This window comes from Sinosporangium siamense, assembly GCF_016863435.1.
In the GTDB taxonomy this organism is placed as follows: domain Bacteria; phylum Actinomycetota; class Actinomycetes; order Streptosporangiales; family Streptosporangiaceae; genus Sinosporangium; species Sinosporangium siamense.
Genome location: NZ_BOOW01000055.1, coordinates 43975 through 59647 on the forward strand (window position 1 = coordinate 43975; position 15673 = coordinate 59647).

General features: G+C 68.2%; 11 protein-coding genes and 1 pseudogene. 10 read left to right on the forward strand and 2 right to left on the reverse strand.

What is annotated here, in order from left to right; all coding sequences use genetic code 11:
- Positions 1-11 precede the first annotated feature (11 nt).
- The 3 genes and pseudogenes from Ssi02_RS36090 to Ssi02_RS36100 all read left to right on the forward strand — a co-directional run bounded on the left by Ssi02_RS36090 (position 12) and on the right by Ssi02_RS36100 (position 3137).
- Positions 12-992 (forward strand): hypothetical protein, encoded by a 981-nt coding sequence (locus Ssi02_RS36090; RefSeq protein WP_204032581.1) that lies wholly within the window; start codon positions 12-14, stop codon positions 990-992.
- Between the two features lie 140 nt (positions 993-1132).
- Positions 1133-1804: pseudogene (locus tag Ssi02_RS36095) on the forward strand (transposase); the annotation flags it as partial.
- A gap of 40 nt (positions 1805-1844) precedes the next feature.
- Positions 1845-3137: an MFS transporter gene (locus Ssi02_RS36100; protein ID WP_204032584.1), complete on the forward strand. Its 1293-nt coding sequence runs from the start codon at positions 1845-1847 to the stop codon at positions 3135-3137.
- 97 nt (positions 3138-3234) lie between these two features.
- Here Ssi02_RS36100 and Ssi02_RS36105 read toward each other — a convergent pair whose 3' ends face one another.
- Both Ssi02_RS36105 and Ssi02_RS36110 read right to left on the reverse strand, forming a co-directional pair.
- Entirely contained in the window at positions 3235-4464 is a 1230-nt protein-coding gene (locus Ssi02_RS36105) for an adenosylmethionine--8-amino-7-oxononanoate transaminase (RefSeq protein ID WP_204032586.1), read from the reverse strand.
- Positions 4465-4734: 270 nt separating this feature from the next.
- The gene (locus Ssi02_RS36110) at positions 4735-6126 is read right to left on the reverse strand and encodes a CCA tRNA nucleotidyltransferase (RefSeq protein WP_204032654.1); all 1392 of its coding nucleotides are present in this window, start codon (positions 6124-6126) and stop codon (positions 4735-4737) included.
- Between the two features lie 250 nt (positions 6127-6376).
- Between Ssi02_RS36110 and Ssi02_RS36115 the strand changes: the two genes are divergently transcribed.
- From Ssi02_RS36115 to trxB, 7 genes are all read left to right on the forward strand, one after another.
- Complete coding sequence (locus Ssi02_RS36115) at positions 6377-6904, forward strand: aminoacyl-tRNA deacylase (RefSeq protein WP_204032588.1); 528 nt, start codon at positions 6377-6379, stop codon at positions 6902-6904.
- Positions 6905-6970: 66 nt separating this feature from the next.
- Entirely contained in the window at positions 6971-9124 is a 2154-nt protein-coding gene (locus Ssi02_RS36120) for a DUF6049 family protein (RefSeq protein ID WP_204032590.1), read from the forward strand.
- Positions 9125-9251: 127 nt separating this feature from the next.
- Positions 9252-10871: a murein biosynthesis integral membrane protein MurJ gene (gene murJ, locus Ssi02_RS36125; RefSeq protein WP_204032593.1), complete on the forward strand. Its 1620-nt coding sequence runs from the start codon at positions 9252-9254 to the stop codon at positions 10869-10871.
- A gap of 211 nt (positions 10872-11082) precedes the next feature.
- Complete coding sequence (locus Ssi02_RS36130) at positions 11083-12606, forward strand: protein kinase family protein (RefSeq protein ID WP_204032595.1); 1524 nt, start codon at positions 11083-11085, stop codon at positions 12604-12606.
- A gap of 14 nt (positions 12607-12620) precedes the next feature.
- The gene (sigM, locus tag Ssi02_RS36135) at positions 12621-13265 is read left to right on the forward strand and encodes an RNA polymerase sigma factor SigM (protein ID WP_204032597.1); all 645 of its coding nucleotides are present in this window, start codon (positions 12621-12623) and stop codon (positions 13263-13265) included.
- Positions 13255-14241 (forward strand): RsmA family anti-sigma factor, encoded by a 987-nt coding sequence (locus tag Ssi02_RS36140; protein WP_204032600.1) that lies wholly within the window; start codon positions 13255-13257, stop codon positions 14239-14241. The genes sigM and Ssi02_RS36140 overlap by 11 nt, the downstream gene beginning before the upstream one ends.
- 465 nt (positions 14242-14706) lie before the next feature.
- On the forward strand, positions 14707-15639 hold the full coding sequence (gene trxB, locus Ssi02_RS36145) for a thioredoxin-disulfide reductase (RefSeq protein ID WP_204032603.1): 933 nt from the start codon (positions 14707-14709) through the stop codon (positions 15637-15639).
- Positions 15640-15673: the final 34 nt, after the last annotated feature.

Consider the following 15673-nt stretch of genomic DNA (forward strand, 5'->3'; position numbering starts at 1 on the left):
TGGAGAGACTAATGATCTGCAAGAATTCAGCACGGGTGGTATTCGGCGGGGCTACTATCGCCGCTATCGCGCTCGTGGCAGTGACTGGCGGGGGGCACTTTGCAACCGCTGCCGACGCAGTCGGCAATTCGCAGGATGGCGCAACCGCTCCCGGCCCCCTCGCGAACCACGACCCAGACGTACGAGAGGCGATGCTTAACCTGTTCAGTGGGTCAGCTGCACGGCATGCAGCGCAAGAGGAACTGGTACGTCGCTGTATGGAAAGACATGGCTTCACTTATGTCAAAAACCCCTCTCCGACTGAGGACATCGCACCGACCCTCGAACTCGCCCCTTACGGGCTCACGGTTGATCAGGCGGAGAAGGTGGGCTACAACGCTGCGGTGAACGCCGGTGATGCGCCGGGTGAAGTGGACCGTTCGGGTGTGTCGAAGCTCTCGCCCGATCGGCAACGACAGTGGGGCGAAGCACTCTTCGGTCCGGAAAACGCCCCGGAGGTGAGCGCGAAAATTCCGGGCGGTGGAGTGGTGGGAACAACAAGCAAGGGCTGCCTCTCCGATGCGAAAAAGAAGCTTTACGGCTCGCTAAGTGAATATGCGAAACTTACCTTCCTGGGCGGCAACCTTCCTCTGTGGGCTAAATGGGAGGCAGCGGCCGACACCGACATCGCACGCATTAATGCTTCCTGGGCTGCCTGTATTAGCGGTAAGGGATTTGCGAACCTCAAAAGCCCTGATGCCGCACGAAAGAATGCTTTGAGTCTGCACAGAGAATTCGGCGTCTCTTCTGCCGCAGCACGCGACCGGGAAATCTCTCTCGCCGTAGCCGATGCCGAATGCGACAAGGCAACTGACTATTCCAGGCAGCGGATAAAGATCGAGGATCGCCACTTCCGTGCGGCGCTCGAAAAGTATGCCGCCGAGGTGGCGGACATCAGAAAGATGAATGCGTCGGCGCTCGTGCGCGCAAACGAGGTGCTAGGAAAACTGTGAAAAGCCCTAGTGGGGTCCGAGGGGCGCCGTAAGATAACCAGCCACAGTCTATAGATGGCATGCGCTGGGCACATGGCGACTCGCCCGCTACCTTTTTGATCGTCCCCGATGAGAGTCGGTGAGCCAGGTCACCCGGCTGGGAGCTGCTCGTCCGCTTCGGCGGCCCCGACGGGCTGCGCGAGGGCGGCCGCGAGCAGCTCCTGACCGTCGCCAAGCCACCGGCTCCACACCGGGACGGCCGACTGGTCGACGACGTCCAGGGCGCACTAGAGGCCCAGACGGTCGTGGTGGCGGGCACCGCGTCGGCCAGGCCGGGTGCTGCCCCGCCTGGCCATATCCCTGCGCGGCGTGCTGGAGCAGCGCCGGCGGGTGGCCGCCGAGGTGGAGGAGACGCTGGAGGCGCACCCTCTCGCCCGGGTTACGATCACCATGCCCGGGGTGGGGGTCAGGACCTGCGCACGGCTCCTTCGCGAGATCGGCGACGTCTCCGCGTTCGCCACACCGGGGCACCTGGCCTCCTACACCGGAATCCCCCCGGTCACCCGCCGCTCCCGTTCCTCGATCAAGGGCGAGCACCGCCCAAAGGCGGCAACAAGGCACTCAAGCGGGCGATGTTCCTGCCGGCGTTCGCCTCCCTGTCCGATCCGGAGAACCGCGAGTACTACGACCGCAAGAGGGCCGAGGGCAAGAGGCACAACGCCGCCCTCATCTGCCTGGCCCGCCGCTCCAACGTGATCTACGCCATGCTCCGCGACCGCAGGCCCTACCAGCCCCGCCGAAAGGACGACACGCAAAAGCCTCTGGCAGCTTGACCAAACACATAAGGACCCCCCTGCCGCGTAGGCTGGCCGCGTGTCCTATGTCTCCGACCTTCGTGTGATCCTGCGTGGACGGGATTTCCGGCGCCTGTTCGCCACTCGCCTGGTCTCTCAGTTCTCCGATGGGATCTTCCAGTTCGGGGTCGCGGGCATCGCGTTCTTCAACCCGGAGACCAAGACCTCGGCCACCGATGTGGCGATCGGGCTGGCCGTGCTGCTCTTGCCGTACTCGATCTTGGGGCCCTTCGCAGGGGTGTTCATCGATCGGTGGTCGCGGCGGCAGATCCTCGTGATCGCGCCGCTGATCCGCGGCGCGCTGCTGCTGCTCGCCGGCGCTCTGCTCGCGTGGGGCGCGCCCGAGTTGCTCTTCTACGCCACCGCGCTCGGCGTGCTGGCCGTCAACCGGTTCTTCCTGGCCGCGCTCGGCACGTCGCTCCCCCATGTCGTGCCGCACGACCGTCTCATGGTGGCCAACGCGGTGACGCCGACCTCGGGCACGGTCATCACGTTCGTCGGGGTCGGGGCCGGTTTCCTAATGCGGCAGTTGCTTGGGGGCGGCGCGACGGGCACCGCGGTGATGATGGTGGTCTCGGGCGTGGTGTTCGGGGTCACCGCGCTGATCGCCTCGCGCATGGAGCGCTCGCTGCTCGGTCCCGCCTACGACCCGGACCGCCCGCAGGTGCGTGAGGCGCTGCGCAACGTGGTGCACGGCCTGATCGACGGCGCACGCCACATCATGAGGCATCGGGCCGCTGCCTCGGCTCTGGGGGCGATGTCGACACACCGGTTCATGTACGGCATGTGCACGGCCATGATGATCATGCTCTACCGCTACTACTTCGAGGCCGGGAACGCCGACGCCGCGGTGGACGGCGTCACGGTGGTGCTCGGGGTGTCCGGGGTGGGCTATTTCCTGGCCGCCCTCATCACCCCGCCCGCGACCGAACGGTTCGGCTTGACGAACTGGGTGCCCATCGCACTGATCAGCGCGGGTGTGCTGGCGTTCGGGCTGGCTATGCCGTTCCAGCAGTGGCTGATGCCGATCGCGGGCTTTGCGCTCGGACTCGCCGGGCAGACGGTGAAGATCTGCGCGGACACGGTGGTGCAGCGCGACATCGAGGACGCCTACCTCGGCCGGGTGTTCTCGATCTACGACATGTTGTTCAACGGCGTCTATGTCGCCGCCGCGGCCGTGGCGGCCTTTCTGCTGCCGGCCGACGGCAGGTCCTACCTGCTGATCACGTTGATCGCCCTCGGATATGTGGTCGGCGGGCTCGGCTACCGCGCGGTCGTGCGCAGCGGCACACCCACCCCGCAACAGGCCTGACCCGCCCTGCCGTACGCCGCAGCCAGGTCAGACAGCCCGCGCGGCGGCGACCATCGCGCGGGTGAGTCCGGTGGAGATCATCGGAGTCCACCGCATGTTAGACAGCCCGTGCAGCGGCGACCATCGCGCGGGTGATCAAGTGGAGATCATCGGCGTCGACAACATAAGGCGGCATCGTGTAAATCAGGCGCCCGAAGGGCCTGAGCCAGACGCCGTGCTCCATCGCGACGGCCGACAGGCGGCCGACGTCGACCGGGTCGTGGGTCTCGATGACGCCGATGGCGCCCTTGACCCGCACGTCCGCGACCCCCGGGAGTGCGCGGGCGTCGGCCAGGCCGTCCGCCAGGCCCTTCCCGATCGCGGCGACCTCGTCCCGCCAGGGGCGTTCCATGAGGAGCTCCAGCGACGCCTGCGCGACTGCGGCGGCCAGGGGGTTGGCCATATAGGTCGGCCCGTGCATGAGCACGCCGATGGCCGACGCCACCCGCTCGGTGCACAAGGTGGCCGCCATGGTCATGTATCCGCCGGTCATGGCCTTGCCCAGGCACATGATGTCCGGCCGCACCCCCGCGTGGTCGCAGCCGAACAGCTCCCCTGTGCGGCCGAAGCCGGTCGCGATCTCGTCGGCGATGAGTAGCACTCCGTGCTCGTCGGCCAGATCGCGCAGGTGCTTCAGGTAGGCCGGGTGGTAGAAGCGCATGCCGCCGGCGTTCTGCACCACGGGCTCCACGATGATGGCCGCCAGTTCGTGGGCGTGGCGCGCGACCGTGTCGGACAACTCGCCGAGGTAGGCGTCGGACAGCTCCGCCGGGGGCTCGCTCGCGAAGACATGTTGCGGCAGCACGTCCTTGAAGAGGTGGTGCATGCCGTTGACCGGGTCGCACACCGCCATGGCCCCGAAGGTGTCGCCGTGATATCCGCCGCGCACCGTCATCAGGCGGCCCTTGCCGGTGCACTGCATCGCCATCTTGATGGCCACCTCGACGGCGACCGACCCCGAGTCGGCGAAGAACACTTTGGGCAGTCCGGTCATGCCGGCGAGTGTGCGGGCGAGGCGCACGGCGGGCTCGTGGGTGAACCCGCCGAACATCACGTGCGCCATGGAGTCGAGCTGGTCGCGTAGCGCCTGGTTGAGCCGGGGGTGGTTGTAGCCGTGGATGGCCGCCCACCATGAGGACATGCCGTCGACCAGCACCCGCCCGTCGGCGAGCGTCAGCCGCACCCCGTCGGTGCGGGTGACCACATGCGGCGGCACCGTCGCGGGAACGGCGGTGTAGGGGTGCCAGATGTGCTCACGGTCGAAGGCGGCGATCTCTTCCGGGCTCATGCGGCCACCCTAGCTCCACGCCCCGCGCACGACCGGGCCAGGCCGTACCGCGTCTGACGCCGCCTGGCCCGGCTTCGCCGTACCGGGTCCCCCGAGCGCGGGAGCACACGCTGTGCGGCGCCACAGGCCCCCTGCGGCCCGTCCACGCCTGAGGCCACGATGCCCGGCTCCGCCGTACACACCGCCCGGCGGCCCCGCCAGACGAACCCGGCTTCGTACACACCGCCAGGCGGCCCCGAGCCCGGTTCCGGGCGGGCTCGGGGCGCCGGGTCAGAGCTCTTGGTCCGCCGCCCAGGTGCGGAGGGCGTCGGCGGCGGCCTCCTTGCCGATGAGGCCCTTGTCGAGCCGCATGTCGTAGAGGAACTTGTAGGCCCGGCCGACGGCGGGTCCGGGGGCGATGCCTAGGACCTGCTGGATCTCGTTGCCGTCCAGCTCGGGGCGGATCTTGGCGAGCTCCTCCTCCTCGGCGAGCCGCGCGATGCGCTCCTCAAGCTGGTCGTAGGTGCGCGATAGCGCCTGCGCCTTGCGCTTGTTGCGGGTGGTGCAGTCGGCGCGGGTCAGCTTGTGCAGGCGGTCGAGCAGGTGGCCGCCGTCGCGCACATAGCGGCGCACGGCGCTGTCGGTCCACTCCCCTGTGCCATATCCGTGGAACCGCAGGTGCAGCTCGACCAGGCGGGCCACGTCGGCCACGACGTCCTTGGGGAACCGCAGTTCGGCGAGCCGCTTCTTGGCCATCTGCGCGCCGACCACCTCGTGGTGGTGGAACGACACCCGGCCGCCGGGCTCGTGCCTGCGGGTCTTGGGCTTGCCGACGTCGTGCAGGAGGGCCGACCAGCGCAGGACGCGGTCGGGGCCGCTCTCCTCCAGGTCGATAGCCTGCTCCAGCACGATCAGGGTGTGCTCGTAGACGTCCTTGTGGCGGTGGTGCTCGTCGATCTCCAGCCGGAGCTTCGGCAGCTCGGGCAACACGTGGGCGGCGAGCCCGCAGTCGACCAGCAGCGAGAGGCCCTCCCGCGGATAGGCGCCGCAGATCAGCTTGTCCAGCTCGTCGCGGATGCGCTCGGCGGAGACGATCTCTATGCGGTCGGCCATCTCGCTCATCGCGCGCCGCGCCTCGCGGTCCACGGTGAAGCCGAGCTGGCTGGCGAACCTGGCGGCGCGCAACATGCGCAGCGGGTCGTCGTCGAAGGAGCGCTCGGGCGGACCGGGGGTACGGAGCACCTTGGCGGACAGGTCCGTGAGGCCGCCGTAGGGGTCGACGAACTCGTGGTTCGGCAACGTCACCGCCATGGCGTTGACCGCGAAGTCACGGCGTTCGAGGTCGCCTTCGAGCGTGTCGCCGTAGTCGACCTCGGGCTTGCGCGACTTGGGGTCGTAGGACTCGCTCCGGTAGGTCGTGATCTCCAGGAGCCAGTTGCCCTTGCGCACGCCGACGGTGCCGAAGTCGATGCCGATCGTCCAGACGGAGTCGGCCCAGTCGCGGACGATGTCAAGGACCCGCTCGGGTCTGGCGTCGGTGGTCAGATCGAGGTCGTTGCCGATGCGCCGCAGGAAGACGTCGCGCACCGAGCCCCCGACGAGGGCGAGCTGGTGACCCTTTTCGGCAAAGAGTTCGCCAAGTTCATCGGCGACGGGGGCGATCCTCCGGAAGAGGTCACGCATGGCGGTCTGCTGGCTGTCGGTCAGATTCGAGTCGGACAAGCTGGGTAGATCCTTCGGTTACGGAACACTTTTCCCCGGCGGCAATTTATGAGGAAGAAGTGCATGGACTGAACTTGGCTGTCGATCTAGCCCCAGCTCAGCGGTTCAGTGCGGTCCAGAGATGGCACGTCTACTCGGAACCGCCCGCGATCACCAGGTTATGGTCGGGGAGAGGACCCATCGGGCTGCGCGTGCGGTGGGGAGAGCACCCATGAAGGACGCCCTCACCATCCACCGCTGGCTCCTCGCACACCAGGTCCACCATGAGATCGTACGCCTTCCCCGGCCCTTGACGTGTGCGGACGAACTACCCGAGACGCTCCAGGTTTCGCCACACTCCTGCGTCGGAGTCACGGTGTTCGACGTTACCTGGCGGGCCGCCCGCCACGATTCGGTCGCCGTCGTCGCCTCGGTCGCGGCACCGCCCCGGACGGCGGCGGTGTGCTCGCTGCTCGGGGCGCGGCGGGTGCGCCCCGCCTCGGCGTTCACAGTCAACGCGGCCACGGACTACGCGGCGGGACTGGTGTGCCCGCTACTGCTGCCCGAGGAGCTCTCGGTGCTCGTGGACGACCGGCTGGGCGAGATCGGGGACGTGCACACGTGCACGGGCGAAAGGCGTACGGCACTGGCCTTGCACTCGGACGACCTCCTCGCGCTCGTGTCCGGCAAGCCGGTGGATCTCACGCCGCTCGCGGCCCCGTCGGCGAACGCTGTGAATCCGGCCCCGCTGCCACACTGACCGCGCCCGGCTCGCGAGAGGCCATACGATTGCGGGCGTGCGCCGTACTCCGCTCCGGGCTCACGCGTGATCCGACTCACCGCGTCGCTCGCCCTGCTGTCCGCCGCGATGTTCGCCCCCCCGGCCGCGGCGGCGGTAGCCGTGGGCACCAAGAGTCCTCAGGCGCACCTGGGCGCCTCCGCCCAGGCGCGGCAGACCACCCAGCTCATCGTGGAGTCCATCACCCCCGACGTGCCGCGCCGCCAGACGGACGAGATCAAGATCAAGGGCACGATCGTCAACGGCGCGCAGACGGCGCTCTCCAACGTGCGGGTGCGGCTGCGTTATGCGCCGCAGGCATTCACCGACCGCACCCAGATGGAGAACTACCAGATCGGGCAGGGCGTCTTCGACCGTGCGTCGGTCAACGCGATGACGCAGTTCCCGCAGATCTCGCCGGGGGGCAAGTCCAGCTTCGAGTTCACGGTGACCCCCGCCGGCCTCCGCCTGTGGGGGTTCGGGGTCTATCCGATGGCGGTCGAGGTGGTCGACGCGGTCGGCCAGCAGCTCGCCATCCAGCGCACCTATCTCCCTTACGCGCCGGAGAACACCCCGCTGCAGCGCACCAAGCTCGCGCTTGTGCTTCCCGTCATCGACCAGCCGCGCCGCGCCGACGACGGCAACTTCGCCAGTGAGGGGCTGCGCCCGGCGATGACCGGCTCGGGCCGGCTGGCCGACCTGCTCAAGATCGCTCAGGACACCGGGGACGCCAAGGGTGTGACGTGGTTCGTCGATCCGGCGCTGCTCGACGACGCGCGGGCGATGTCCCAGCCCTACCGGTTGAAGAACTCCAAGGGCACGCAGGACCGGCAGGCCGAGCCGCTGGCCAAACCCTGGCTCGACGGGATGCGCACCGCGCTGGCCGAGGCCACCGTGATGGCGACGCCGTACGCCGATCCCGACATCGCCGCTCTCACGCACAACGGCCTGGACGGCGCCCCTGCCACGGCGCTCCGGCTCGGCGGCGAGGTGGCGAGCGAGATCCTCGGGCGTGAGGTCGGCACGAGCGTCAACTGGCCGGTCGGCGGCATGGTCGACCACGACACGCTCGACGTGCTGGCGGGCGGCGAGGTGAGCACGGTGCTGCTCAACCCCGACAACGTCCCCTATACGCAACCCACGTTCACCCCGTCGCCGACGCCCGCGACGCCGCACGCCGCGACCGGTCTCAACAGCGTGTTCGGGCCGGTCAAGGGCATCGTCACGGACAAGACGCTGAGCGGGCTGCTGGAGCCCGAGGAGGGCGCGGCAGGCGCCACGGTGCTCAACCGGCAGCGTTTCATCGCCGAGACCGCGATGATCACCAAGGAGCAGGCCGACAAGTCCCGCGCGGTGGTCGCCGCGCCCGCGCGCCGCTGGGCCAACCCCGACCCGGCGTTCGTGACCGACCTCGTGAAGACGGTCTCGTCGCTGCCCTGGATCTCGCCGGTCAAGCTCGACTCCATCAAGGTCGACAAGTCCTCGCCTGTGCCCCGGGCCGACCTGACCTATTCCGAGCAGGACCGGCGCGGCGAGCTCAGTAAGAAATATCTCGAGTCCGTGCGCCAGGTGACCAACCAGGCCAACCTCACCACGGTCGTCACCTCCGACGACGACAAGCAGGTGTTCGACCGGGCGCTGCTGCGCCTCACCTCGTCGGCCTGGCGCGGTCGCACGGCGCTCGCCGGCACCCTGGTCAAGCAGGTCGACGCGGCGGTCGACAGCCGCATCGGCAAGGTCAAGGTCACCGGCAGGGACCAGCGCCGCACCCTCGCCGGCAACAACGGCGTCGTGCCCATAAGCATCCGCAACGAGACAGAGCAGACGGTGATGCTCGACGTCGACGTCAGGTCCAAGACCCCCGACCTGCTCGCGATTGAGGCATACGGCGAAGCCCGGCAGACCATCGGCAAAGGCCAGAGCGGCATCGTCTCGGTGCCGATGCGGGCCAAACGCGACAACGGCGACGCCACGGTCATCGTGCAGCTCCGCACGATCGACGGGGAGCCCTACGGCGAGCCGGTGGAGATCGTTGTCCGCACGACCGGATACACCGGCATCGCGCTGGTGATCGTGGGCGGCGGGCTCGTCGTCATGCTCGCCGCCGTCCTGCTGCGTGTGCTGCGGCGGCGGTCGCAGAAGCGGCTCGCCCGCCTCGGCACGCGGGGAGACGCGCGGAGCGAGGCCAGAGCACGGTCCTGAGACCTCTGAGCACAGTCCTGATGAAGACAGTCCTGACGGTGGACTCGGCACGGGCCGTTGTCGTGCACCATGGATGCTTCTCACCACCCGCCCGGCGCACGGGCGAGCTGCCGTTGAAGGAGATGGGATGAGCCGGTTGCTACGGGCGGGCGCGATCATGGCCGCGGGGACCATGGTGTCGCGCCTGACCGGCTTCTTGCGCACGGCTGTGCTGGCGGCGGCCATCGGCACCACGACGCTGGGCGACGCCTACAACGTCGCCTACACCATTCCCTTCATCCTGTTCGACCTGCTGATCGGCGGCGCGTTGAGCAGTGTGGTGGTGCCGATGATCGTGCGGCACCAGAAGAACGACCCCGACGGCGGCGTGGCCTACGAGCAGCGGCTGCTGACGCTCGCCACGAGCGCGCTGCTCGTGGTGACGGTCGCCGCCGTGTGGCTGGCGGGCCCCTTGATCGAGCTCTACACGAGCGAGATGAGCCCGCGCGGCCTTGAGGTCACCACCACGCTGGCGCAGCTGATCCTGCCGCAGATCGCCTTCTTCGGCCTCGGCGCGATCGCCGGGGCGATCCTCAACACCAGGGACAGGTTCGCCGCGCCGATGTGGGCGCCGGTGCTGAACAACGTGGTGGTGATCGGGGTCGGGATCGCCTATCTGACGCTCACGGCCGGGCACAGCGAGATCGAGGAGGTCACCTCGGGTGAGCTCGCGCTGCTCGGGCTCGGCACGACGGGCGGCATCGTGGCCCAGTCGATCGTGCTCGTGGTGGCGCTGCGCAGGTCGGGGTTCAGGTTCCGGCCGCGGTTCGGGGTGCGCGACGCGGGGCTCGGCGAGATGGCCAGGCTCGGTAGCTGGGGTTTCGCCTATGTGGCCATCACCCAGCTCGGGTTTCTCGTGACGACCAACCTCGCGACCGGTGCGGGGTCACGGGCGATCGACGAGGGTGTGATCTACGGAGCGGGCTACACACCGTATAACTACGCATATCAGCTTTTTCAGCTCCCTTACGGAATTATCGCCGTATCGGTGATCACCGCGACGCTGCCGAAGATGAGCAGGTTTGTGCACGATGGGCAGTTCGCCGAGGCGCGGGACGCCTTCTCGTCGGGTGTGCGCCTGGTTTGTGCGGCGATCGTGCCGGCGTCGCTGCTTTTGATGGTGCTCGGCCCGTCGGTGACCGTCCTGGTGTTCGGGCACGGCGCCAACGACGTGGCCGACGCGATCTACATCGGCAATGTGCTGCAGGTCTACGCCCTGGCGATGGTGCCGTTCTCGCTCTTCCAAATGCTGCTGAGGGTCTTCTACAGCGTCGGCGACACCCGCACCCCGGCGATGTTCGCGGCCATGAATGTGGCGATCAACGCGGGACTGAGCCTGGTGGCGTTCTACACTCTGCCGCCGGGGTTCATCGTGATGGGCCTCGGCCTGGCGTTCACGATCACCTATGTCGTGGCCGCCGGGGTCGCCTGGGTCGTGGCGGGCCGCCGCATCGGCGGGCTCGGCGGGCGTGAGGCGACCGCGGGCCTGTCGCGCATGTTCGTGGCGGCCCTGCCCGCCACCCTGGTCGCACTGACCGTGCTCTGGGCGGTGGACCGGCTTTTCGGGATCACGCCTCTGAGCTCCGCGGTCGTGCTGGCCGCCGGTGGTGGGCTCGGCGGGGTGATATACCTCGTGATCGCGCATCGGATGCGCATCCCCGAGGTCAATTCAATCGTTGGAATGGTCGCAGGAAGGGTAGGCCGTTAAGCCTAAGGACCGTTTCCCGTCAGCGGAGGCACATGATTTCGTGTCCTGCAGACGCAACTACCGAGAACATTGATGTAACGGCACGGCACTAGCATGGTGTCCTACATGCGACAAATGGAAGCAGGAGGGGCGTGGGCGGATCCATCCGGCATCATGCGATGCATGTAGTTGTGCCTTCCGTGCGCAGTCATGCGTCCCGGGTGGAGGAACCATGAGTGCCCCTGCGGTAGAGCCCGGCAGCAAACTGGCCGACCGTTTTCGACTAGAGGACCGGGTGGCGGAGTCCGGCGGCGCCACCATGTGGAAGGCCATCGACGAGGTGCTCGCGAGGCCCGTAGCCGTACAGACGTTCGACGCCGACTTCCCCCGCATGCACGAGGTGGTCACCGCCGCCCGTGCGGCGAGCAGGTTGTCCGACCCCCGGCTGACCCAGGTCTTCGACGCGGCCGAGGAGGAGGACCACTGCTACGTCGTCAGCGAGTGGGTCACCGGCGAGTCGCTGACCGACATGCTGGCGGCAGGGCCGCTCGACCCTGAGCGTGCCGCCGCGCTGGTCGCGGAGGCCGCCGAGGCGATCGCGCACGCCCATGAGGCGGGGCTGTCGCACCTGCGGCTGCGGCCCGACCGCCTCATCTGGACCGAGGGCGGCACCGTCAAGGTGCTCGGCCTCGCGGTCGACGCCGCGCTGGAGGACGCGACGAGCGACGACATGGCGCGGGAGGACGCCGAAGGGCTCGGCCGCCTGCTCTACGCCGGGCTGACCGGCCACTGGCCCGGTTACGAGGACGAGACCGACCTGCCCCCCGCTCCCCTGTCCGACGGGCATTTCTGCTCGCCCAGGCAGGTGACCGCCGGGGTGCCCGGCTACCTCGACACGATCACCTGCCGGATCGTCCTGCCGGACCTGCGCAGGAACCAGCCTCCCCTGACCACTCCCCTGGAGGTCGCCGAGGCGCTGAGCGCGGTGCCGCGTCCGGCCCCCGTGCCGATCTCGGCCATCCCCCCGGCCGTGGTGGCCCATCCCTCCGGCCCGCCAACCTCCCCGCACCGGGCGTACCAGCAGCAGCAGACCTATCAGCCGGTCGGTTACAAGACCACGATGATGAGCGCGCCCCCGCAGCGCCAGGGGAACGTCGTCAACCGGGCGCTCGCGACCGTGGTGGTGCTGCTGGTGATCGTGGCCGTCGGAGTCGGCGCGTGGACCCTCGGGCGCAACCTCAGCGCCGGCCCCGACCCGACCGACAACAAGGCCAGCGGCACCCCGACCCCTGAAAAAGAGGTCAAGCCTGTCGCGATCAAACCGGAGAAGGCCAACCAGTTCGACCCGCTCGGCGACGACGGCGACGAGAACCAGGACCTGGCTCACTTCGCGATCGACGGGAAACCGAGCACGGAGTGGCACACCCAGAACTACAACAGCCACGAACTCGGCCGGTTGAAGGACGGCGTGGGCCTCATCCTCGACATGGGCAAGTCTGTGTCGATCTACGACGTGCACGCCACGCTGGCCAAGGCGCCGGGCGCGACACTTGAGCTCAAGGTCGGCGACTCACCCGAGCTCAAGTCGCTCAAGGTCGTGGCCAAGCAGAAGGACGCCAGCGGCAAGGTCACTCTGAAACCGGATAAGCCCGTGAACGGCCGCTACGTTTTGTTGTGGTTCACACGCGTTCCAATGGATCAAGGCTATCGTGGCACCATCTATGAGGTAGTGGTCAACTCTCCCGGACCAGCGTAAGCAGGATTCCCCTTGTGAACTCTCCACCCGAGATCCCCCCTGCGGCGGAACAGACGGCGAGGTCCACGCTGACCGACGCCGATCTGCTGACCCGGCACATCACCGGGGATCCGCACGCGTTCAGTGAAATAGTCAAGCGGCATCGCGACCGCATGTGGGCCGTCGCCCTGCGAACCCTCGGCGACCCCGACGAGGCGGCCGACGCCGTCCAAGACGCTTTTGTCTCCGCCTATCGCAAGGCCGAGAGCTTTCGCGGCGAGGCCGCCGTCACCACCTGGCTGCACCGCATCGTCGTCAACGCGTGCCTTGACCGCATGCGCCGCAAGTCCGTACGCCCCGTGGCCGACGACGAGCTCATGGAGGCCGCCGAGCGGGACTCGCACCTACCCGACCAGACGGGTGAGCGCGAGGTGTCGTTGGAAGTCTCCGCAGCGCTCAAGCTGCTGCCCGCCGACCAGCGGGCGGCCTTGGTGCTGGTCGACATGATGGGTTACTCGGTGGAGGACGCCGCCGGCGTACTTAATGTCCCGAGTGGCACTGTGAAGAGCAGGTGTGCGCGGGGAAGAGCCAAACTTGCCCCGATTCTTTCGCATCTGCGGAACCGATCCGACCTCACTCGCGTCTCATCCGCGAAGGGAGCACAACTTCGTGACGGGTGACACGCATTACGATCTGGAGATCTTGGCGGATCTCGCAGAGGGTCTCCTGGACAACATGACGGCCGGCCAGGTTCGCGAGCATCTCGCGATATGCGATCCCTGCGGGGAGTTGCTGGCCGATCTCGCGGCTGTCCGTGAAATGCTCGCTGCGACGCCGACTCCGGCGATGCCGATGGGGGTCGCGCTCCGCATCGACCGCGCGCTGGCTGAAGAGGCCACAGCGGCACGGGGACGCGGAGGCGTCGGGCTGGCTGAGATGCCCGCCATGCCCGACTGGGAGGAGCTCATGCGCGACGCGCCGTGGGAGACCGCGGCGAGATCCTCCACTCCTGAGCCGGTGGCCGCCGCCCCGGCTCCGATCCGGCCGGCCGCCGGGGCTCCGGTCGCCGAGAAGCCGGTGGTTGTGGAGCCGGTCGTCGTGGGGCCGGTCGTTGTTGAGGAGCCGGTCCGCCTCGGTGTGGTGGCGGGCGACGGCACGGTGCGGCCCGCCAAGACGGGACGCCGCAGAGCCCCCCGGAGACGCACGCGCTGGGTGATGCCCGTCGTGGCGGCCGCCGCGAGCGTGGCGGTCCTGGGCGGCGCGATCGGCGGCGGCCTCATGGCCGCCCAGGGCGACCCGACGGCCCCTGCCGCCGGAGGCGCGCCCGTGGCGCAGCCGCAGGCGAAGCCGGGCTACATCGTGACCGACTCGGGCTACACCTACTCCGACGCCGACCTCAAGGGGCCGCTCAGCGCTTACTTCGCCCCCTCCCCGTCGCTTGCGGGCGAGTCGGTCGGCGACAAGCTGATCTCGTGCGTGAACAAGGTCATCGATCGGGTGGGTGAGACGCCCTTCCAGGTGGAGCAGGCGTTCTATCTGGGGCAGGAGGCCTCGATCATGGCTTTCTGGAAGGACTCGTCCAAGCAGACGGTGCGTGTCCATGTCATGGGCGCACAGTGCGAAACGTTGCGTAAACCCAGCGAAGCCCGCTGGTAGGACACGTTTGTTCGGGCCCCACCCCTTGGGTGGGGCCCTTTTTGTGTTGGGGGTCGCCTTTGTGTTGGGGGTCGCCACCGTTCCAGGGGTCGTCCGGACAGTACGGCAGTGCCGTACACCTGTCCTGGGTGCCCGGACCAGATCACTCCGGGCCCGCGCCGTCGGGTACGGCAGTGCCGTACACCTGTCCTGGGCGTGCGGACCCGATCACTTCGGGCCGCGCCGTCGGGTACGGCAGTGCCGTACGCCTGCCATTTGATCCCACATGCCGGGCCTGGGGCTTCGCGCATGGATTCGCAGCATGCCTACGGCCGAGGGGCTGACTATCCGGGTTCCGCGCTCATGTTCGGTCGCATTTCGTGCCTGGTTCCGGGGGCCGGGAAAGCGGCTGCGACGGGCGGGAATCTCCAGGACCTAGGATCTGTTGACGCGACTGGCGACAGCAGACAGGAAAGGCGTGGAGTTGTGAGCGACGTCCGCAACGTGATCATCATCGGATCGGGCCCGGCTGGATATACGGCTGCGGTCTACTCCGCGCGCGCCGACCTCAAGCCCCTGGTCTTCGAGGGTTCGGTGACCGCGGGTGGAGCCCTGATGAACACCACCGAGGTGGAGAACTTCCCCGGTTTCCCCGACGCCATCATGGGGCCGGACCTGATGGACAGCATGCGCAAGCAGGCCGAGCGTTTTGGCGCCGAGCTGGTGGCGGACGACGTCGTCGAGGTGGATCTCACCGTCCATCCCAAGGTCGTGAAGACCGTTACCGACACCTTCCTGGCCAAGACCGTGATCCTGGCCACCGGCTCGGGTTACCGCGAGTTGGGCGTGCCCAACGAGAAGCGGCTCTCCGGGCACGGCGTGTCGTGGTGTGCGACCTGTGACGGGTTCTTCTTCCGCGACAAGGACATCGTGGTGGTCGGCGGCGGTGACACGGCTATGGAGGAGGCGACCTTCCTCACCCGTTTCGCCAAGTCGGTGACCGTGGTGCACCGACGTGACGAGCTGCGCGCCAGCAAGATCATGCAGGACCGCGCCTTCGCCAACGAGAAGATCAAGTTCGCCTGGAACTCCGAGGTCGTCGACGTCCTCGGCGACAACCAGGTCACGGGTGTGCGCCTGCGCGACGTCAACACCGGTGAGGAGAGCGAGCTGGCCGTGAGCGGCCTGTTCGTGGCGATCGGCCACGACCCGCGGGTCGAGCTGATCAAGGGCCAGGTGGAGCTGGACGACGAGGGCTACATCCAGGTCGACTCCCCCACCACACGCACCAACCTCGACGGCGTGTTCGCCTGTGGTGACGTGGTCGACCACATCTACCGGCAGGCGATCACCGCGGCGGGCACCGGCTGCGCGGCGTCGCTCGACGCCGAGCGCTGGCTGGCCGCTCACGAGAGCTGAGCGCTCCAGAGAGCCAGGCCGTGCCATCTGCTTC

What these genes read in the sequence shown, in the direction of transcription:
- Ssi02_RS36090 (WP_204032581.1), top strand. Translation starts at nt 12, where the DNA reads ATGATCTGCAAGAATTCAGCACGGGTGGTATTCGGCGGGGCTACTATC.
- Ssi02_RS36105 (WP_204032586.1), bottom strand. Translation starts at nt 4,464, where the DNA reads ATGAGCCCGGAAGAGATCGCCGCCTTCGACCGTGAGCACATCTGGCAC.
- Ssi02_RS36110 (WP_204032654.1), bottom strand. Translation starts at nt 6,126, where the DNA reads ATGCGTGACCTCTTCCGGAGGATCGCCCCCGTCGCCGATGAACTTGGC.
- Ssi02_RS36115 (WP_204032588.1), top strand. Translation starts at nt 6,377, where the DNA reads ATGAAGGACGCCCTCACCATCCACCGCTGGCTCCTCGCACACCAGGTC.
- murJ (WP_204032593.1), top strand. Translation starts at nt 9,252, where the DNA reads ATGAGCCGGTTGCTACGGGCGGGCGCGATCATGGCCGCGGGGACCATG.
- Ssi02_RS36130 (WP_204032595.1), top strand. Translation starts at nt 11,083, where the DNA reads ATGAGTGCCCCTGCGGTAGAGCCCGGCAGCAAACTGGCCGACCGTTTT.